General features: G+C 38.5%; 21 protein-coding genes. 9 read left to right on the top strand and 12 right to left on the bottom strand.

The features are described 5' to 3' along the window. Nucleotides 1-47 precede the first annotated feature (47 nt). Together ACFIKD_RS01385 and pssA are read left to right on the top strand one after the other, a co-directional pair. Nucleotides 48-746, top strand: a complete 699-nt coding sequence (locus ACFIKD_RS01385; protein WP_375636564.1) for a phosphatidylserine decarboxylase — start codon at nt 48-50, stop codon at nt 744-746. A gap of 8 nt (nt 747-754) precedes the next feature. Continuing rightward, nucleotides 755-1594 carry a CDP-diacylglycerol--serine O-phosphatidyltransferase gene (gene pssA, locus ACFIKD_RS01380; protein WP_375636563.1) on the top strand — a complete coding sequence of 280 codons (840 nt, stop codon included), beginning with the start codon at nt 755-757 and terminating at the stop codon, nt 1592-1594. 70 nt (nt 1595-1664) lie between these two features. Here the strand turns inward: pssA and ACFIKD_RS01375 are convergent, their stop codons facing one another. The 9 genes from ACFIKD_RS01375 to rpsF form a co-directional block, all read right to left on the bottom strand. Next, nucleotides 1665-2414, bottom strand: a complete 750-nt coding sequence (locus tag ACFIKD_RS01375) for an SDR family NAD(P)-dependent oxidoreductase (protein WP_375636583.1) — start codon at nt 2412-2414, stop codon at nt 1665-1667. Nucleotides 2415-2416: 2 nt separating this feature from the next. Then, the gene (purF, locus tag ACFIKD_RS01370) at nt 2417-3910 is read right to left on the bottom strand and encodes an amidophosphoribosyltransferase (protein WP_375628701.1); all 1494 of its coding nucleotides are present in this window, start codon (nt 3908-3910) and stop codon (nt 2417-2419) included. A 75-nt stretch (nt 3911-3985) separates the two neighbouring features. Next, nucleotides 3986-4567, bottom strand: coding sequence for a CvpA family protein (locus ACFIKD_RS01365; protein WP_375636561.1), 582 nt, complete (start codon nt 4565-4567; stop codon nt 3986-3988). Between the two features lie 127 nt (nt 4568-4694). Then, entirely contained in the window at nt 4695-6071 is a 1377-nt protein-coding gene (radA, locus tag ACFIKD_RS01360; RefSeq protein WP_375636559.1) for a DNA repair protein RadA, read from the bottom strand. A gap of 6 nt (nt 6072-6077) precedes the next feature. Beyond that, nucleotides 6078-7568: a replicative DNA helicase gene (locus ACFIKD_RS01355; protein WP_375636558.1), complete on the bottom strand. Its 1491-nt coding sequence runs from the start codon at nt 7566-7568 to the stop codon at nt 6078-6080. 593 nt (nt 7569-8161) lie between these two features. Next, nucleotides 8162-8758, bottom strand: a complete 597-nt coding sequence (gene rplI / locus ACFIKD_RS01350; RefSeq protein WP_375636556.1) for a 50S ribosomal protein L9 — start codon at nt 8756-8758, stop codon at nt 8162-8164. A 25-nt stretch (nt 8759-8783) separates the two neighbouring features. Further along, nucleotides 8784-9764 (bottom strand): hypothetical protein, encoded by a 981-nt coding sequence (locus ACFIKD_RS01345; RefSeq protein ID WP_375636554.1) that lies wholly within the window; start codon nt 9762-9764, stop codon nt 8784-8786. Between the two features lie 150 nt (nt 9765-9914). Next, nucleotides 9915-10163 (bottom strand): 30S ribosomal protein S18, encoded by a 249-nt coding sequence (gene rpsR / locus ACFIKD_RS01340; RefSeq protein WP_012754957.1) that lies wholly within the window; start codon nt 10161-10163, stop codon nt 9915-9917. Further along, nucleotides 10163-10570, bottom strand: a complete 408-nt coding sequence (gene rpsF, locus ACFIKD_RS01335; RefSeq protein ID WP_375647099.1) for a 30S ribosomal protein S6 — start codon at nt 10568-10570, stop codon at nt 10163-10165. Before rpsF ends, rpsR begins: the two co-directional genes overlap by 1 nt. 335 nt (nt 10571-10905) lie before the next feature. On the opposite strand from rpsF, the gene ACFIKD_RS01330 reads away from it, so the two are divergent. The 7 genes from ACFIKD_RS01330 (at nt 10906) to gmk (ending at nt 17317) form a co-directional block, all read left to right on the top strand. Beyond that, complete coding sequence (locus tag ACFIKD_RS01330) at nt 10906-11493, top strand: undecaprenyl-diphosphatase (protein WP_375644915.1); 588 nt, start codon at nt 10906-10908, stop codon at nt 11491-11493. A 77-nt stretch (nt 11494-11570) separates the two neighbouring features. Further along, nucleotides 11571-12515 (top strand): ACP S-malonyltransferase, encoded by a 945-nt coding sequence (gene fabD / locus ACFIKD_RS01325; protein WP_375647018.1) that lies wholly within the window; start codon nt 11571-11573, stop codon nt 12513-12515. Between the two features lie 19 nt (nt 12516-12534). Further along, nucleotides 12535-13272 carry a 3-oxoacyl-[acyl-carrier-protein] reductase gene (gene fabG, locus ACFIKD_RS01320; RefSeq protein WP_375647016.1) on the top strand — a complete coding sequence of 246 codons (738 nt, stop codon included), beginning with the start codon at nt 12535-12537 and terminating at the stop codon, nt 13270-13272. A 261-nt stretch (nt 13273-13533) separates the two neighbouring features. After that, nucleotides 13534-13770, top strand: coding sequence for an acyl carrier protein (locus ACFIKD_RS01315; RefSeq protein WP_004860281.1), 237 nt, complete (start codon nt 13534-13536; stop codon nt 13768-13770). 101 nt (nt 13771-13871) lie between these two features. Next, nucleotides 13872-15134: a beta-ketoacyl-ACP synthase II gene (gene fabF / locus ACFIKD_RS01310; RefSeq protein WP_375636547.1), complete on the top strand. Its 1263-nt coding sequence runs from the start codon at nt 13872-13874 to the stop codon at nt 15132-15134. A gap of 96 nt (nt 15135-15230) precedes the next feature. Then, a complete protein-coding gene (gene mltG / locus ACFIKD_RS01305; protein ID WP_375647015.1) occupies nt 15231-16340 on the top strand; it encodes an endolytic transglycosylase MltG in 1110 nt (369 codons plus the stop codon). Nucleotides 16341-16639: 299 nt separating this feature from the next. Beyond that, nucleotides 16640-17317: a guanylate kinase gene (gmk, locus tag ACFIKD_RS01300; RefSeq protein ID WP_375644911.1), complete on the top strand. Its 678-nt coding sequence runs from the start codon at nt 16640-16642 to the stop codon at nt 17315-17317. A gap of 30 nt (nt 17318-17347) precedes the next feature. On the opposite strand, the gene rsmA is transcribed toward gmk, so the two are convergent. Genes rsmA through ACFIKD_RS01285 form a run of 3 tightly spaced genes read right to left on the bottom strand, consistent with a single transcriptional unit; the run spans nt 17348 to nt 20138 of the window. Further along, nucleotides 17348-18178 carry a 16S rRNA (adenine(1518)-N(6)/adenine(1519)-N(6))-dimethyltransferase RsmA gene (gene rsmA / locus ACFIKD_RS01295; RefSeq protein ID WP_273788483.1) on the bottom strand — a complete coding sequence of 277 codons (831 nt, stop codon included), beginning with the start codon at nt 18176-18178 and terminating at the stop codon, nt 17348-17350. Continuing rightward, the gene (gene pdxA / locus ACFIKD_RS01290; protein ID WP_375647014.1) at nt 18169-19182 is read right to left on the bottom strand and encodes a 4-hydroxythreonine-4-phosphate dehydrogenase PdxA; all 1014 of its coding nucleotides are present in this window, start codon (nt 19180-19182) and stop codon (nt 18169-18171) included. The genes rsmA and pdxA overlap by 10 nt, the downstream gene beginning before the upstream one ends. Beyond that, nucleotides 19182-20138, bottom strand: coding sequence for a peptidylprolyl isomerase (locus tag ACFIKD_RS01285; protein WP_026500356.1), 957 nt, complete (start codon nt 20136-20138; stop codon nt 19182-19184). Before ACFIKD_RS01285 ends, pdxA begins: the two co-directional genes overlap by 1 nt. Nucleotides 20139-20185: the final 47 nt, after the last annotated feature.

The following is a 20185-nucleotide window of genomic DNA, read 5'->3' as shown; positions in this document are numbered from 1 at the left end:
TTTACAGATTTGTTGCTTGTTTGAGTTTACGATGAATAGGAAATTATATGAGTATTCTGCAATCTTTCCATAATAGCTTTGTACCGGTTCATAAAGAGGGTTATCCTTTTATTGTAGCGTTTTTTGTTATTTCGCTCATTCTTGGTTGGATATGGAGTCCGTTGTTTTGGTTTGGTCTCGTTCTCACGGTGTGGTGTATATACTTTTTTCGTAATCCAGATCGTGTGATCCCTTTAAATTCAAATTGGGTTATGTCGCCTGCAGATGGGCGTATTTCATTTGTGGAATCATGTGTTCCACCTGAAGAATTAGGATTAGGGAAAGATGAAATGATCCGTATTTCCATTTTTATGGATGTTTTTTCATGCCATATTAATCGTATTCCTATCAGTGGTACAGTAGAGTCTATCGTTTATCATCCAGGTCGATTTACCAATGCTGAGTTTGATAAAGCTAGCCAGTTTAATGAGCGTAATGGTGTGGTAATTGATAGCAAACATGGTAAAATCGGTATCGTACAAATAGCGGGAATGGTTGCACGCCGGATTGTTTGTTGGTCAAAAGAAAACGATGCCGTTATGACTGGTGAGCGATTTGGATTGATTCGTTTTGGTTCTCGCCTTGATATTTATATACCAACTGAAATGAAATTGCGTGTTGCAGTTGGACAGACCGCAATTGCTGGAGAAACAGTTTTGGGTTCTTTTGATGATAAGAGTGCCACAACGGACTTCAGATACGATTAGGACTCACAATGAAAAATTTTTCGCCATTTTCTTCATTCAATCCTGAGGGGCAGCATGATGATGTTGCAAGTCGGCGGCGTTCACCTACATCAATGCGGTATGTCATTCCCAATATCATTACTATTTTAGCAATTTGTGCAGGGATGAGCAGCATTCGTTTGGCTTTTGAACATCGCTATGAAGCTGCTATTTTAATGGTGCTTTTGGCCGCAGTTTTAGATGGTGCTGATGGTCGCATTGCCCGTTTAATAGATGGTAGTTCATCTTTTGGGGCACAGATGGATTCTCTTGCTGATGTTATAAATTTTGGTGTTACCCCTGCACTTATTGTTTATTCTTTTATCTTGAATCAAGCAAATCACATTGGTTGGGTTGCAGCCCTTGTTTATTGTGTTGCTTGTTGTTTGCGGTTAGCACGTTTTAATGTGATGTTGGATAACACCAATATACCTAAGTGGCAGAAAAGTTATTTTGTTGGTGTTCCAGCACCAGCAGGAGCATTACTCCTTTTATTGCCTACCTATTTAGGCGCTCTTGGTTTGGTCCCCAATTGGGGGTGGGCATTATTTTTTAGTCTTTATACTGTAATTATTGCTTTTCTTTTGATTAGTCGTTTACCAGTATGGAATGCAAAAACAATTGATCAAAATTTAAGGCGCGATATCGTTATACCGTGCATGTTGGTCATTGTTATTTATGTCGGTTTTCTTGCGACTTACACATGGAAAACTTTATTGATTACAGCTGTTAGCTATATGATTTTTCTCCCCTGTAGTTTTATCGCTTATAATAAACGTGCTACTTTAGAAGAGAAAAAGGCTGATGCTAAATCTATCCAAGAATCATAAAGTGTTTCATTCTTCTGTTGAGAAGCACAGGAAAAAGAGAGAGTTAAACGATTTACTTCTCCGATGATGATCAATCAGGTACATGATAATCTACAAACCGATTTTTATGAACATTAAAGAGTTTTCCAGTTTCCTTTAAATCAGGTGATAACAAATGTACTATCTTTTTTGCAACCTCTTGTGGTGAAGGGAGAGTTTGTGGATCTTCACCGGGCATAGCTTCAGCGCGCATGGCAGTGCGTGTGGCACCAGGGTTGACACAATTAATCTTAATAGGGGTTTGTTTGAGTTCTTCTGCCCAACAGCGGGCAATCATCTCTAAAGCCGCTTTAGAGGCTGCATAAGCTCCCCAGAAAGGGCGCGCAGCATGCGCAACGCTTGAGGATAACAGAATGGCTCGTCCAGCATCAGATTCACGTAATAAAGGCTCAACAGCTTTCATTAAGCGCCATTGGCTGAAAAGATTTATTTGAAAAACATCTTCAAATACCGTGTTTTCTATATGCGCTATTGGTGAGAGTGTTCCAAGGATTCCTGCATTTGCAACGATAATATCAAGTTTTTTCCAGCGTTTGGCAATTGAGATAGCAAGAGTATCGATGTTTTCCATATGATGCAAGTCAAGGGGAACAAGGGTTGCATGAGCCCCTTTTTCTCGGATTTGATTATCTAATTCAGTAAGTCCACTGACTGTTCGTGCAAGAGCAATAATATGAGCGCCGCGTGCAGCAAGCTCGAGTGCCAAATAATAGCCAATTCCTCTTGATGCGCCAGTAACAAGTGCAACACGCCCATGGAGACTAAAGTCACATTTTGTCATCATTAATCTCTTGTTTTAAGAACAGATGATTGATGAGTTTTGGAGAGATTTTCTTGATCAACCAGTTGCGTAGGATAATATCCAGTAAAATAATGGTCAGTAAATTGTGGATCGGCGTTATTCCGTTTTTCCCCTGCTACAGCAAGATATAATCCATCCGTTGAAAGAAATTCTAATGAATCTGCTCCAATAAAATCACACATAGATTTTAAATCTGGATATTGATTTGCTAAAAGGCTTTCAACTTTAGGTGTATCAATACCATAAAAGTCGGGATAGAAAATCATCGGGCTAGAAATGCGCATATGAACTTCTTTTGCTCCTGCATCACGGAGCATTCGCACAATTTTAAGAGATGTTGTTCCACGTACAATAGAGTCATCAACAAGAATAACACGTTTTCTTTCAATCACAGGACGGTTTGCAGAATGTTTTAACTTGACACCAAAAGCACGAATTTGTTGTGTTGGTTCGATAAAAGTACGGCCAACATAGTGATTACGGATAATACCAAGCTCGAAGGGAATTCCAATTTCTTGTGCATAGCCAATTGCGGCAGGAGTTCCTCCATCAGGAACAGGAACCACAACATCACCCTCACAAGGGGCTTCCTGTGCTAAACGGATTCCCATATTTTTGCGTGTTGCATAGACACTACGCCCTCCAACGATTGAGTCCGGACGGGCAAAATAAACATATTCAAACAAGCAAAGTTTTTCTGGTTTTTCATTTTTGGGTTTTATAATTTTTTTAGTAATTTCCCCATTTTTTTGTATTTCACATATGATGATCTCCCCATTTTTAACATCACGGACATACTTTGCTCCAATAATATCAAGAGCACAAGTTTCAGAACAAAAAATAGGCTTACCATCAAGTTCCCCCATCACAAGGGGTCTAATCCCTGTTGGATCGCGTGCAGCAATAAGCTTTGTACGTGTGAGCGCTAACATAGCATACCCACCTTCTACTTGCCGAATTGCATCAACAAAACGATCAGAGGACGATTCATAACGTGAGCGGGCAATAAGATGAAGAAAAACTTCTGAATCTGATGTTGATTGACAGATAGCTCCAGAAGCGATGAGTTCACGGCGTAATGTAAGACCATTGGTAAGATTACCATTATGAGCAATAGCAATGCCTCCAGCTTTTAATTCAGCAAAAAGGGGTTGAACATTGCGTAATGCTACTTCTCCAGTTGTTGAATAACGGGTATGTCCAATAGCGCGATTTCCTGGTAAGCGTGCAAGTGTTGTAGGATTTGTATAGTGATCACCAACAAGACCTAAATGCTTTTCTTGATGAAACATTTTATTATGGTAGGAAACAATACCAGCTGCTTCTTGCCCACGATGCTGAAGTGCGTGGAGTCCAAGAGCTGTTAATGTTGCTGCATCTTCATGCCCAAGAATACCAAAAACGCCACATTCTTCATGAAGGGTATCATCATCTAACGAAAATTCTTGACAGAAAACATCACTTTTTATCATCATATTCTTTCAGTTGTGATACGGAGGAATCATTAATATCACATTTTACATCATTTAGTTCTCTTTCCTCATGAAAAACTATTCTTTATTTTTTAAAATTATCTTTTTATGAGAGTGTTGCTCATACGTATGTTTATTGCTGTCTTTAAACAAATTTTCCGCCTTTTCGAGAACAGATCCAATATCTTTTGGGAGTATTTCCCAAACTTTTTGTCCTAGTGAATCTAAAATAGGCCTTGTTTTTGCATTTTTTAACCAATTCGCTTGAAGCTCGGGTTTAATCAGTGCATTAATCAGCAACATACCGATGACCATGATAAGTAAACCGCGAAGTGCTCCAAAAATAAAACCAATAGCACGGTCAAGGATACCAATTCGACTATCAATAATAAAATCAGAGATCTTCATTGTAATAATTGAAGTAATAATGAGAACAATAATAAAAATCGTGACCAATGTTGTGATCAATGCAATCATTTTATTAGAGAGATAGTGTTCAAAGAAAGGTAAGACAGGCTTGAATAAAAACAGTGTCGTAATAGCTGCAACTGCCCAAGAAATCAACGATAACACTTCACGTGAAAACCCTCGAAGCATAGCAAGAAAAGCGGACAACAGGATGATTACTACGACAATTCCATCAAGGATTGTTATGATCATTTGTTTGTTCCTTATACATAAAGTTGTGTTCTTATAAGTCTGTGTACAAATATATTTTTTGTTCTTATAGCAAGGATCTTTTGTATTTTATAGAGTTTTTTCTATATTATCATATCTGTGGTGCAGATCATTTTTTACTTACGGTAAGAGTAGCAACGAGTTCGGGAAGGTCGGAGAAAGTTTTTTGTTGAAAATTGAGCGACTTTATCATTTCGGTTGTTGTTGTGGGATGAAATGCTCCTTGAAAGCCGAGTTTTTTTGCTTCATTGATGCGCTGTGCTGAATGTGAAACAGCGCGGGTAGCTCCTGAAAGACTGACTTCACCAAAATATACATAATCCGTTGGCAATGCGATATTGGCAAGAGAGGATACCAAAGCAGCGGCTACAGCTAAATCAGCAGCGGGTTCTGATATGCGATATCCACCTGCTACGTTCAGATAGACATCATGCTGTCCAAAACGAATGCCGCAATGGGCTTCTAAAACGGCAAGAATCATAGAAAGGCGATTTCCATCCCATCCGACAACCGCACGTCTTGGTGTCCCAAGGGAAGAAGGAGCAACAAGCGCTTGAATTTCTACGAGTATCGGGCGTGTCCCTTCCATTCCCGCAAAAACAGCAGCACCTGGTGCTTTTTCATTACGTTCTCCTAAAAACAATTCGGATGGATTTATCACTTCGCGTAATCCTTTATCAGACATTTCAAAGACACCAATTTCATCTGTTGGTCCGAAGCGATTTTTTACAGTTCTAAGAATGCGATAATGATGTCCTCCTTCACCCTCAAAATAGAGAACGCCATCAACCATATGTTCAACAACTCGAGGACCAGCAATTTGCCCATCTTTTGTAACATGACCAACAAGAACAACGGCGGCTCCTGTTTTCTTGGCAAAGCGGATCATTGCTTGAGCACCGATACGTACTTGTGTGACAGTGCCGGGTGATGAATCTGCTGTATCTGACCATAGGGTTTGAATCGAATCGATAATCACCATATCAAGGTTTTTATGTTGGCTTAAGGTTGCCAGAATATCTTCAACATTGGTTTCAGCAGCAAGTTTCACTTCTGTATTGTTAGCTTCAAGCCTTTGTGCGCGCAGACAAATTTGCGCAATAGCCTCTTCACCTGAAACATAGATGACATTATATCCTTTACGTGATAAAGCAGCGGCTGTTTGTGTCAGCAATGTTGATTTACCAATACCCGGGTCACCACCAACAAGGAGTGCCGATCCACGGACAAAGCCTCCACCGGTAACACGATCAAGTTCAGCAATACCAGAATGAATACGTGGAGCATCTTCGATATTTCCAGAAAGAGATGTGAGTGTGACGATGCGTCCTTTACGAGCATTCTGCTTAGGAGCACTTCCTATGCCGCCATTTATAGTTTCTTCGATAAGGGAATTCCATTCTCCACAAGCACTACATTTTCCCGCCCAACGAGAATGGACAGTTCCACAATTTTGGCAGATAAATTGAATACGATTACGCACCATGTTGATTTAACCAATTTGCTCTGGAAGATAATTGCTATCGGCCAGATCACTGAATCGTGTGAAATCAGATTGAAAGGCAAGTGGCACGATTCCTGTCGGCCCATGGCGCTGTTTTGCAATAATAACATCAGCTTTTCCAAAAGCTTTGTCCATTATTTCTTGCCATTTTGTATGTTCCAAGCTACCTAACTTTGGTTCTTCATTTTTGAGATAATATTCTTCGCGATAGACAAACAGAACAATGTCGGCATCTTGCTCAATTGAACCAGATTCACGTAAATCTGAAAGTTGTGGACGTTTATCTGTTCTATTTTCTACTTGACGTGAAAGTTGAGAGAGAGCGATAATAGGAATGTTCAATTCTTTCGCTAATGCTTTTAATCCTGTGGTAATTTCTGTGATCTCTTGAACACGGTTTTCTGATGAACGCTTTGAACTGCTTGTCATGAGTTGGATATAGTCAATAAACAAGATATCTAAGCCATGTTGTCGCTTGAGACGTCGCGCACGAGCAGCTAATTGCGTAATTGATATTCCCCCAGTTTGATCAATATAAAGTGGTGCCTTTTGTAGTTGGTTCACCGCACGAATAATTTTTGAAAATTGTTCATCTGAAATATTACCACGCCGAATATCAGAAGAAGAGACTTCTGTTTGTTCAGAAATAATACGTGTTGCAAGCTGTTCGGAGGACATTTCAAGTGAGAAGAATCCTACAATGCCGCCTTCATTTTCTTGGATATTGGCATTACGATTATAAGCATTAGCAATATTAAAGGCAATATTGGTAGCCAGTGAGGTTTTACCCATACCAGGGCGTCCCGCAAGGATAATTAAGTCAGATGCTTGTAATCCTCCCATTTTTTCATCAAGTGTTTTAATATGGGTGGCTATCCCGGATAATTGTGAAGAGCGCTTTTTCGCAGCACTTGCCATATCGATAGCTTTTTTGATAGCCTCATTAAAATTTTCAAATCCACCTCCATATTTCCCTTTTTCTGCTAGCTCAAATAACTGATTTTCAACAGTTTCAATTTGTTGGGTAGGCGTGAGCTCTACAGGAGCATCAAAGGCTGTATTGACAACTTGAGTTCCAAGGTTAATCAAAGACCGGCGGATAAAAAGATCGTAAATAACGCGTCCATAATCTTCAGCGTTAATAATAGTGACTGCCTCTGTGGCTAAGCGAACAACATACTGGTAGACAGTAATATCTCCAATTTTTTCTTCCATTTGGATATAGGGCTTGATTGTAACTGGATCTACACGTTTTCCTGTTTTAATAAGGTGAGATAAAACATGATAAATTTTTTGATGCAATGGTTCAAAAAAATGTTCTGGTTTTAGAAAATCTGAAACGCGGTCAAGAGAATCATTGTTGATAAAGATGGCACCAAGCAATGCCTGTTCAGCTTCAATATTATACGGAAGTTGCCGAAAAGAAGGAGAATCTTCTTTTTTTGAAGAGCCTACATTAACAACGTTAGTTTCTTCCATAATATTTTTCCACTAAAATTCCAAGTCTAGCTACTTTAGGCGATAAATTGAAAATCGTATAATTAAAAGAATAGAGCTACAAACCTTCATTTTAAGTTAAAATTATATAATTTTTCAAAGCTCTCTTTTCGTTGCTCATTTATCATTTGTATATTATTTGTGTTACGTCTATCTATTTTATTTTATAATACGTAATTTTAAAGTGGAAGTTTTGGTACTCTAAATTTAAGTATTTTGAAGTTACATGACCTTAAGATTCCAATATCTGTGTAAGCAGAATTACTCTTTTATAACTGAAATTATTTCAGATCATGTGAGGATACAATCAACTTACCGCTCATACAAGCCTTACCCTGAAAGGTAGAACTTTAAATTATTTTTGCTTTATATGCTGAAAACAAAAGATATTTCCTCTTAGTTATATCATCATTCTCGGCATGTAATGCCTTTAAATAATATATTGCTAATGCTTTCATAAAAATTAGGTTCTTTATGTATGATGGCCATAAAATACTCACTTTTAAAGTGTGAGTATTTTATGAGCAATATTTAAAATGGAATAAAAAATATAAAACAGAAAGCAAAAATAGCAATTAAGCTTCTTGATGAGAACTGTTTATATCGTTGTCATTAATTTCTTCTGCCAATAATTCTTCCTGACTTTCTTCTAATAATTCTTCTTGAATATTATATATTTCTTTAGCAGAAGTGAGAGTTTCACCTTCTGCTTGGCGTTGTGCTTCACTGGTAGAACGCGCAACATTAATAATCACAGAAATTTGAACCTCAGGATGTAAGCTAAGAGTGATAGTGTGAAGACCAATCATTTTTATTGGATGGTTAAGTTCGACTTGATTTCTCCCAATAGAAAAGCCTTCATCTGTTATAATTTCAGCAATATCACGTGTTGACACAGAACCATAAAGTTGTCCTGTTTCACCAGCAGAACGAACAACAATGAATGATTGTCCATCAAGTTTTTCAGCAACTTTTTGCGCTTCGCTTTTGCGTTCAAGATTACGTGCTTCAAGTTGTGCACGTTGTATCTCAAAATGTTTTTTATTGGCTTCATTTGCACGTAAAGCTTTACCTTGAGGCAAGAGAAAATTACGCGCATAACCATCTTTAACTGAGACAATATCACCCATTTGACCAAGACGAGGAATGCGCTCAAGTAAAATAATATCCATAGTTTTTCCTTTCGAACAAATAAATTTAGTGGAGTTTTTTGCGTGATTGAAAATTATATTGAATAGCAGCCCAAATTCCCATCAAAAGCATCATGAAAACAATAGGTGGAGTAAAAACGACTGTTAAAATAGCAATATAAACAAGAGAAAGTATAATAATCCGACCGTTTACCCCTTTTGTAATATTGTGAAGATATGCTAGACCGCTAATTAATATGATGACAGTGTATGCAGTACTAAAGACACGGGTACTCAAGTTAAGAGAAGCGCTCAACTCAATCATCGATGCTATGCAAACAATAATGAAAATAACAATTCCAGAAATTGGAAGGCGGAGAGTTTGGCTCCAATCATCACGAGGTCTTTTCAGCCATTTCATGTGTTGTGCTGCTATCATGGAAAAGTAAAGGTTAGCAATGAGAAAAACCAAACTATAAAGAGTCAAAGAAACAGCAGTAAAAGTTGCTGGATGCGTCATTAAAAGCTCACTAAAAGCGCGTATATCGGCTTCTTTTATTGACTGTGATTGTTGCAGAGTTTGTGCTATGTTTTCGGTGATTTTTTTTGCAATGACGGGTGTGGAAGGACGGGTTTGAACATAGAGCCCAATGAAAGTTGCTATAAGAGCGATAAAATTAGTTAAATGAAAAATAACCGATGATAATGGATACCATATCAGTTCGTTTTCTTTTTGCGCTGGTCGTGCAAGCCCAAGAAGCCAAGAAGCATAGACAGCAGGAAGGAAAAATAAGAACATCAAGCCAAGAGCAATATAGGTATTAGTGGTTATGATAAGAACAACAGTGGCACTTATGAGGGCGATGAGACTGGCTAGTGTTCCTTGACCGAACGCAACAATAAAAATTGGCAATGAAAGAAAGCAGCCAAGAAGAAGAGAAAAAAAGGGCGCGATATTTGCAACACTGATGATTGCCATTCCTATTACAACAGCAAATAATCCTGCTAAAATACCGATTAATATCTCATAGGTACGATTTTTTTTCATTTATTGCTGTCCTGCTTTTTGCAGTTAGGGGCGTGTCAATACCCCAACTTTGACATGTAATAGCTTAACATAGGATGCAACAAGCTATTTTTTAAAACCATATAAGAAAGCAACTGGAGAAACTCTCCAGTTGCATAACGTATTGATCGTTTACTTTATAACGTACGGAAGTAAGCCTAAAAAGCGAGCACGTTTGATAGCATTAGCTAATTCACGCTGTTTTTTCTGACTAACAGCAGTAATCCGTGAAGGAACAATTTTTCCACGTTCGGAAATATAACGTTGTAACAACTTGATGTCTTTATAATCAATTTTTGGAGCATTGGTCCCTGAAAAAGGACATGTTTTACGACGACGATGAAAGGGGCGACGTGCAGAGTTTTGATTAGTATCAGTCATCATTCTACCCCTTCTATAGTATTTTCACGTTGACGACGTGGAAAACGAGGACGCTCTTCATCGTGTCCAATGTGACTATTGCGATCAAGGTGTGAGAGCATAGCAGATTTTTCTTTTTCGTGTTTTTCTACGCGAATGGTCATATAACGCAAAATATCCTCATTGATGCGCATCTGACGCTCCACTTCAGCAATTGCTGAAGCTGGTGCATCAATATTGACCAAGGTATAATAAGCTTTACGGTTTTTACGAATGCGATAAGCAAGAGGACGAAGTCCCCAATTTTCTATACGCCCAACTTTTCCACCATGTGCTTCAATGACACCTTTGTAGAGACTCAAAAGTTCATCAACTTGCTGCGGTGTAATGTCTTGTCGGGCAAGGAACATATGTTCATAAAGAGCCATTGTTTTGCCTTTCTTCAATTAAATCTCACCGGTTTTAGCGCAAAGCCTCTGCGACTTGTCTTTTTTGGAAATCCAAAGAAGAAAGGACGCGTTTACGATTCGAGACATCCGAGAGCGGAGACACGGGAGGCCGGAAACATTGTATTTCCTACTGATATTTTACAGCCCTCCGTTCAACCTCCAGCTAAAGTGCCGGCAACGAATATTTCATATCTACAGGTTATCTTTTAAAATAGCAAGTTTATGCACATAAAAAAATTGATTTGTTAAATCTTGATATATTTCCCTCTTTTACAAAAAGATAATACTGTAACATAGAGGTAAAGGAGAGAAAAATGGACTTTTTAAACCAGATTGATGTTACACTCTTTGAAATGTTTGTCGGTAATCATCAAGCTTGGTCGATTGTAGTTTTGTTTAGTATTTTTTGTGCAAAGTTTTTAATTTATATTATTCCTCTCCATCTTTGTGCATTGTGGTTTTGTGGTGGGGAGAGGGAACGATGTGTCGTGCTAAGCATTTGCATGAGTATTTGTGCTGCTCTTTTCATAGGTTATCTCATTTCTCTTTTTTATTTTCATCCTCGCCCATTCGTGGTAGGGTTGACAACACCGCTTATTCAACATCGTGCAACAGCTTCTTTTCCTAGTAATCATGCCTTGACCATTGCATCTTATGCAGCTAACTTTTATTTTTACCGATACAAGGTTGCTTTTAAATTTGCCACGGTGTTTTTGTGCTTGATCTGTTGGGCGCGCATCTTTGTGGGTGTACATTATCCCTTTGATATTTTAGCAGGTGCAATTTTAGGAAGTCTCATAAGTTTGGGTGTTATTCAGTTTATAGCTCCCTACTTTCCTAAGTTTTTATATCAAATTCCGCCTTTAAAATATAATTTTAAGAGTGGTATTCGTTTTAAATAAAGGGCTTTATCTTGATTTGTGCGGATGAATAAGGTCAAAAGAGAATAATTTAATTGTACAATTTTAGGAGTTGATAAATGGGTGCAGCTTTTATTTTTCCAGGGCAGGGAAGTCAACTTGTTGGTATGGGGAAGGCGCTTACAGAGCAATTTATTGCCGCACGGATGGTTTTCGAGGAAGTTGATGATGCTTTGGGTGAGAAATTATCCAAGGTCATTTTTGAAGGACCAGCAGATGTTTTAACGTTAACAGCAAATGCACAACCGGCATTAATGGCTGTATCCATGGCTGTCATTCGTGTGATGAAACAATTAGGGCTTCGTATAGAAGAAAAGGTAAGGTTTGTTGCTGGTCATTCTTTAGGTGAATATTCGGCTCTTTGTGCTGCTGGTACATTTACTCTCACAGATACGGCAAGACTTTTGCGTATTCGTGGCAATGCTATGCAGGCTGCTGTCGCGGTTGGTGAAGGTTCTATGGCAGCACTGATTGGTTTGGAAGAGCATATTGTGGAAGAAATTTGCGAAACTGTTTCTGGAGAAGGACTATGTCAGATTGCTAATGATAATGGTGGTGGGCAAATTGTTATTTCAGGTAAAGCAAAAGCAGTTGAGACAGCGGTAGAGATTGCATCAACAAAAGGTGCAAAACGTGCACTTCTTCTTCCAGTTTCTGCACCTTTTCATTCATCTTTAATGCAACCTGCTGCTGATGCCATGAAGAAAGCACTTTTGACTGTTAACAAAATGCCCCCGATTGTTCCTTTGATTGCCAATGTTTCTGTTGCACCTGAGAGCAATCCAGAGCGTATTACTACTCTTCTTGTTGAACAAGTGACTGGGAGGGTGCGATGGCGTGAAACAATAGAATGGATCGCTGCTAATGGGGTTGATACGCTTTTTGAAGTTGGTTCTGGAAAAGTATTAACAGGTTTAACGCGTCGTATTAACAAAGATATAAAGGGGGTAACAATTGGAACAGTTGATGAAATAGAATCAGCGCTGAGCATGCTTGGCGTTTAATCTATAAGGAGTTAAAAAAATGTTTAGACTAACAGGACGTAAAGCTCTTGTAACGGGAGCTTCGGGAGGAATTGGTGAGGCAATTGCACGCTGCTTTCATGCACAAGGAGCCATTGTTGGACTTCATGGAACACGTGAAGAAAAGCTTAGAGAAGTAGCAACAGAATTAGGGCAGAATGTTTTTGTATTTCCCGCTAATCTTTCTGAGCGCCAATCGATTAAACAATTGGCTGAAGTTGCAGAAAGAGAAATGGATGGCGTCGATATTTTGGTTAACAATGCGGGAATTACTAGGGATGGTCTTTTTGTGCGTATGCAAGATAAAGACTGGGATGATGTTTTAGAAGTTAACCTAACAGCAGCTTCTCTTTTGACGCGTGAATTAATACATTCTATGATGCGCCGCCGTTATGGAAGGATTATTAACATTACATCTGTTGTTGGTGTTGTGGGAAATCCTGGACAAACGAATTATTGTGCTGCAAAAGCAGGATTGATAGGTTTTTCTAAAGCATTGGCACAAGAAATTGCTTCGCGAAACATCACTATCAATTGTATTGCTCCAGGATTTATTAAATCTGCAATGACAAACAAGCTTAATGAAAAGCAAAAAGAAGCAATTATGGCTGCGATTCCAATGAAGCGTATGGGGAGTGGGCAAGAAATAGCTGCTGCTGCTGTTTATTTAGCAAGCGATGAAGCAGCCTATACGACAGGTCAAACACTCCATATCAATGGTGGAATGGCAATGATTTGAGTATTTATTTTATTCCACATTGATTTATGATTTGTATTATTTTAGATAGTAACGATTGAAATAGAAAGATGCATCTATTTCTTGAACATGGTCGTTGATCAATTGATGTCGGAATGTCAAATTAGTTCATTTTGTAGGGGATATCCACAGGATGTTTTAAATCATTGCTAAAATCTTTTAAAGTAATGCATCTATTGCTTGATTAGATGAGCCGATATAGTTAACCAAATTATAGGAAAATATAAATTCGAGGATTTCAACATGAGTGATACAGTAGAGCGCGTTAAGAAAATTATTGTGGAACATCTTGGGGTTAATGCTGATAAAGTTGTAGAAAATGCAAGCTTTATCGATGATCTAGGGGCTGATAGCCTTGATACGGTTGAACTCGTTATGGCTTTTGAAGAAGAGTTTGGGGTAGAAATTCCAGATGAAGCTGCTGAAACGATTTTCACAGTTGGTGATGCAGTCAAGTTCATTGATAAAGCTTCTGCATGATTACTAAAGGGCAAAGGCATAAATTGCTTTTGCCTATATTCTTCGGAGCTCTTTTGAAAAGAGAGCTTTGAGAGGTGAAGTTTAGTTCAAGGTTAGAAGTTATGAGACGTGTTGTTGTTACTGGTTTAGGATTGGTATCTCCATTAGCTGGTAATATTGAATATAGTTGGAAACGACTTCTTGAAGGAAGAAGTGGTGTCCGACGTATCACTGAGTTTGATGTGTCAGATTTGCCATGCCAGATTGCTGGGCGTATCCCCTTAGGGGATGGAACAGAGGGGACCTATAATGCTGATTTGTATATGGAACCTAAAGAGCAACGTAAAGTTGATGCATTTATTGTTTATGCAATGGCTGCTGCTAACCAAGCGCTTGCAGATGCCGAATGGTTTCCTAAGAGTGATGAAGATCAGATTTGTACAGGTGTGTTAATTGGTTCGGGAATTGGGGGAGTTGAGGGCATTGTTGAAGCTGGTTATACGCTTCGTGATAAGGGACCTCGTCGTGTTTCTCCTTTTTTTATTCCAGGTCGTTTGATTAATCTTGCTTCTGGTTATGTGTCTATTCAATATGGTTTACGGGGGCCTAATCATTCTGTTGTAACGGCTTGTTCGACAGGGGCGCATGCGATTGGTGATGCAGCACGTTTGATTATGTTTGGTGATGCAGATGTCATGGTGGCAGGGGGAACCGAATCTCCGATAAATCGGATATCTCTTGCAGGTTTTGCAGCTTGTAGAGCTCTTTCTACTTGTCGCAATGATGATCCTGAACGGGCGTCACGTCCTTATGATGCTGATCGTGATGGTTTTGTGATGGGGGAAGGAGCAGCAGTTGTTGTTTTAGAAGAGCTGGAACACGCCAAAAAACGAGGAGCGCGTATTTATGCTGAGGTTATTGGCTATGGTTTATCTGGTGACGCTTACCACATTACAGCGCCTTCAGAAAGTGGTGAAGGGGCTCAGCGTAGTATGATGGCTGCTCTTAAGCGTGCACAAGTGAATGTGAGTGAACTTGATTATATTAATGCTCATGGTACATCAACGATGGCTGATTCCATAGAGCTAGCAGCTGTTGAGCGTGTTTTAGGGAATTATGCACCACAAGTATCCATGTCATCAACGAAATCATCTATCGGGCATTTACTTGGTGCCGCCGGTGCTGCTGAGGCTATTTTTTCTGTTCTAGCTATACGGGATAATATAGCCCCAGCGACACTTAATCTTGACAATCCATCGATTGAAACGAAAATCGATCTTGTACCACACAAACCGCGTGAACGAAAGATTGATACGATTCTTTCTAATTCTTTTGGATTTGGTGGGACAAATGCATCGTTGGTGATGCGACGTTTTAGGGGATAATAAGTATTTTTATTTAATTTCTGCTTTTGAGTTTTCTACTTTGTTATAAGGTGAATGAGAAATTATAATATTGTCCTTAATCGCTATTGAGGGGTTATGTCCGATGTGAAAAATGGAAAATCATTAAAGGACGTAAGTGATTCCTCTTCGAATCATTTAGCAGATAGTTATGACATGTTAGTACATAAAAAACGAAAGAAATCATCTATCGTCCGTAATCCGTTGGTTATTCTCGGTCATTTTTTTCTTATGCTGATTGTGGTTATTCTTTTCGCCATAAGTATTCCTCTTTATATTGGAAAAAGTATTTTTGAAGAAAAGGGAAAAATTGAGGAGGAACAAATTGTTCTTATCCATCCTGGCACAGGAATTCGTGAAATTGCTGCATTGCTAGAAAAACGCGGTTTCATTCGATCATCGGATATTTTTGTTTATGGGGTTGGTTATCACCAAAAAACAACGCATCTGAAGGCTGGTGAATATTTAATTCCGGCTCATTCTTCGATGCAGGATATTATGGATATTCTTGTGAAAGGAAAATCTATTGAGTATACATTTACAGTACCTGAAGGTTTAACGGTTCAGCAAGTTTTCGATCGATTAGCTGCGAATGAAATTTTGATTGGAGATCTTCCAAAAATTTTGCCTCCAGAGGGCTGTTTAATGACGGATACTGTTCGTTTTATTCGGGGGACAACGCGTAAAGAGATTGTAAACAGATTGCGTGAAGGGCAGACAAAATTAATTCATGCTATATGGGCTACGCGTTCACCTGATTTACCCATTAAATCAATTGATGAATTTGTTATATTAGCCTCAATTGTTGAGAAAGAAACGGGAATTGCAGCAGAAAGACCAATGGTTGCCGCGGTATTTTATAACCGCCTTACAAAGCATATGCGTCTTCAATCGGATCCAACAGTTATTTATGGTCTCTTTGGAGGAAAAGGAAAACCATCAGGTCGTGCAATTTATCGTTCAGATCTTGAGAAGCAAACACCATATAATACTTATAAAATTAATGGTTTGCCTCCAACAGCTATTGCAAATCCAGGTCGAGATTCTTTGAAAGCGGTGGCACATCCACCAAGCAGTGATGCACTTTATTTTGTTGCTGATGGTTCAGGAGGGCATGTTTTTTCTCGAACTTTAGAGGAACATAATGTGAATGTTCGCAAGTGGCGAGAATTAAAGGCAAGACATTGAATTTATAATGATAATACATCTTTTTGCATCGTAAATGAGAATGCAAAATATAGTAAAATTTTTCTCTTTAAACTTTTTATGAGAATGATAAAAAATCATTTTCTTGTCTGTCACAAGTGGGATTAGCGTATGGATAAAAATATTTAAGAAAGCAGTGAATACACTGCTAATAACTTATCTCAAAAAAGAGCAGAATAACATTGATAACTGCTAAGAAAACACATTGATTAGGGGAAAGGTTGAGATAATGTATAATTCAAATTTTGGAGAAACATTTATGAACAAAGTAGAGTGATGTAATGACAGTCTTCGAAAGTAAATTGAGTGCTATAAAAATAAATCAACGCCGCGGTTTTTTATTTATTCTCTCTTCTCCTTCAGGTGCTGGTAAATCAACAATTTCTCGATTACTTCTAAAAGATGGAAAATTAGAGCTTTCCGTAAGTATGACCACAAGGAAAAGGCGTCCTAGTGAAGTAGATGGACTGCATTATCACTTTATTTCAAAGGAAGAGTTTGAATATAAGCGTGATAGAGATGAATTTATTGAATGGGCAGAAGTTCACGGGAATTATTATGGCACTTTACGTGAAACTGTTGAGAACGCATTGAGTACTGGCCGTGATATGTTATTTGATATTGATTATCAAGGTACCGAGCAGCTGCAAAAAAAGATGCTAGGAGACACTGTATCTGTTTTTATCCTTCCACCATCAATGAAAGAGCTTGTTTCGCGTTTACATCGTCGAGCAGAAGATAGTCAAGATATCATCAATTTACGATTGGAAAATGCACGAACGGAGTTAAAGCATTGGCGTTCTTATGATTATGTTGTGATTAACGAAGATTTAGATCAGTCTTTATCTTTTATTAAATCAATTTATTTAGCTGAAACCGTAAAACGCGAGCGCTGTTCTTATCTTGACTCTTTTGTTGATGGGCTTATTGCTGAAAAGATCGATAAATGTCTTGATTAAAAAAGGTTGCATAACAAAAAGTGCAATTTTTTAGAGCACTAGATGCGCTAAAGTTACAAATTCTGAAACCGAGAGCGTTTCAGCACGGCGTGTTCCATCAATTCCAGCTTTTTCTAATAGCACTTCACCTCCAAGTGTTTTGAGATTTTGACGAAGCATTTTTCGTCTTTGTCCAAAGGCGGTTTTTGTGACGAGGCTTAGTTTTTGTGCAGAGCAGGCAAGAGGTTGTATTCGCGGAATAATATGAACAACGGAAGAAGTTACTTTAGGTATTGGTATGAAGGCTTGAGGGGGCACATCAAAAGCAATTTTAGCAGTGGTACGCCAGCCAGTTAAGACACTAAGACGTCCATAATGAGTAGATTGGGGTTTAGCTGTAATCCGTTTGGCAACTTCACGTTGAAACATCAATGTCATTGATTCATAAAAAGGAGGCCATGGTTCAGTCAAAAGCCAATTTAATAAGAGTTGTGTCCCAATATTATAGGGAAGATTTGCAATAATGCGAGGTTTTTCGGGGCTTGTTTCAAAGAGTTTTGAGAAGTCTTGCTTCAGTGCATCATTACAAATAATTTTTAATTTTTTAGGATAGTGTTTTTCTATTTCTAAGAGAGCTGGTATGCAGCGTTCATCGCGTTCTATTGCTGTTACAATGGCACCCTTTGCTAGCAAGGCACGTGTGAGACCTCCAGGACCAGGACCAATTTCAAGAACAGGTTTTCCTTCTATATTACCTGCGTGATGAGCAATTTTAGATGTTAAATTAAGATCAAAAAGAAAATTTTGCCCCAAAGATTTATGTGCTTGTAATCCATATATATCAATGACCTCACGTAGAGGAGGGAGATTATCTATTGGCATGGTATTAAACTATTTTCGGCAAGTTGATTTGCAAGTTTAAGAGCAGCAATAAAGCTTTCGGGAGAGGCTATCCCTTTATCAGCAATGTCAAAAGCAGTTCCGTGATCTGGAGACGTGCGAATAAAAGGGAGACCTAACGTGACATTAACCGTGCTATCAAAGTCTAATGTTTTAACAGGGATAAGGGCTTGATCATGATACATACAAATGGCAACGTCATATGCCTTTCTTGCGCATTCATGGAACATTGTGTCGGCAGGCAGCGGTCCTGCAATATTGAGTCCTTTCTTTTTAAGATATTCAATAGCAGGAGTGATAACTTCAATATCTTCTTTTCCCATTGCACCTCCTTCTCCAGCATGAGGATTAAGACCAGCAACAGCTAGTCGGGGTGACGTTATTTTAAACCGTGTTTTTAAGTCACATTCAGTAATAAGTACCGTTTGAACAATTAAATCACGGGTAAGTTGTGAAGGAACATTTTTAAATGGAATATGAACAGTTATTGGTACTGTTTTTAATCGAGGTCCTGCTAACATCATAACTGGATGGTAACATTTATGAAAAGCTTTATGGGCTAAATCGGCTAAAAATTCTGTATGACCTGGAAATTGAAAACCGGCATCATAAAGATTCTTTTTTGCAATAGGACAAGTAATAAGTGCACATGCATGGCCATTTTGAATTAATTGAACACAGCGTTGAATTGCTTCAATGATTCCAGCGGAATTATTCGATGAAGGTATACCTAATTGATCACTTTGTTTGTTTTTTAACGGTATGATAGGAAGAGCGTTTTGAAAATTTTTTGCGGAATTATTGATTAAAACAGATTGCACCTCAACATCAATCTGTAAAAAACGAGCGCGCGAACGAATAACATCTGGATCAGCAAGAAGCACAAAAGGTGGAATTTGGCGCGTAACACGCAAACTCCACGCTTTTAGTACTATTTCAGGACCAATTCCGGCAGGATCACCACCGCTAACAATAAGAGCAGCCATTATGAATTTTGAATGCGCGCCACTCGCCGCAGTTCTCCTAAATATTTGTCGCTTAATTCTTCAAGTTTTTGCGGGCTTCTTTTTTTACTATCTTGAAGAGAAAATATTAGTCGAGCGACATAATCATCAGAAACTCTTTTTATTTTGCAGACAGCAATTGCTTCGATTCCATCAGATGTTTCTTGTAATTTTGTCATTTTTCCAGCAGGCGTTGCAAGAATAGCTTGTTCCCATGCATTGGGAAGTTGGGGCTCCAGAAACTTTCCTAAGTGGCGGATAGTAACGTCTAAAATACCTCTTGCTTGATTGTGAGCATTGGCACATCCACGGAAATGTGCACGAAAATTGCTTGCTTCTCTTTGACGTCTTTCAAAAATTTCTGAACGACGATGTGCAGGAATGACAAAAACAATTCGCTGTAATGTATATTCATTGGTTGAAGGTTTTACACCACCATTTTTTAATATCCTGCGTACAGCTTCTTGTTCGCTAATCATACCTGTTTCAGCTTGATAGCGTGCGCTAACAAGACGCCCCCATCCTATTTGTCCACGGATGTAATCTTTAAAGTGTTGCACAGTGATCTCAGTTTGGATCAGAATCTGGTTGAGCTGATCAATCGTCATATTATTTTGTGTCGCAAAATTCTCAAAAGCTCTATCAACTTCATCATTGCTTACTTCAATATTACGACGTTTTATTTCAATATTTTTTAGCTTTTCATCGATAAGCTCTTTTTTAGCCTGTGCCACCAAATTGCCTTGCTTTTGTTGTAATCTGAGAAAAGCAAGGCGCCTTTGTATATCATAATTTGTGATGGGGTTGCCATTAACTGTAACAACAATAGAAGTCTGCGCAAAGACTGTCGGAATCAAAAATCCATTTATTAGCAGGCTGCTTACGCTCAAAGACGTAATATAAAATAAAGCAAGAACACGCTTTTTCAATTTATTCATGTGAATAGGCTTTCGCATTGTTTATTAATTCTCATCAACAACTTAAA

This window comes from Bartonella sp. CR84HXZ, from assembly GCF_042194535.1.
GTDB lineage: Bacteria > Pseudomonadota > Alphaproteobacteria > Rhizobiales > Rhizobiaceae > Bartonella > Bartonella grahamii.
Note: the sequence above shows the minus strand (reverse complement) of the source record. Positions and strands in the feature narration are given on the sequence as shown.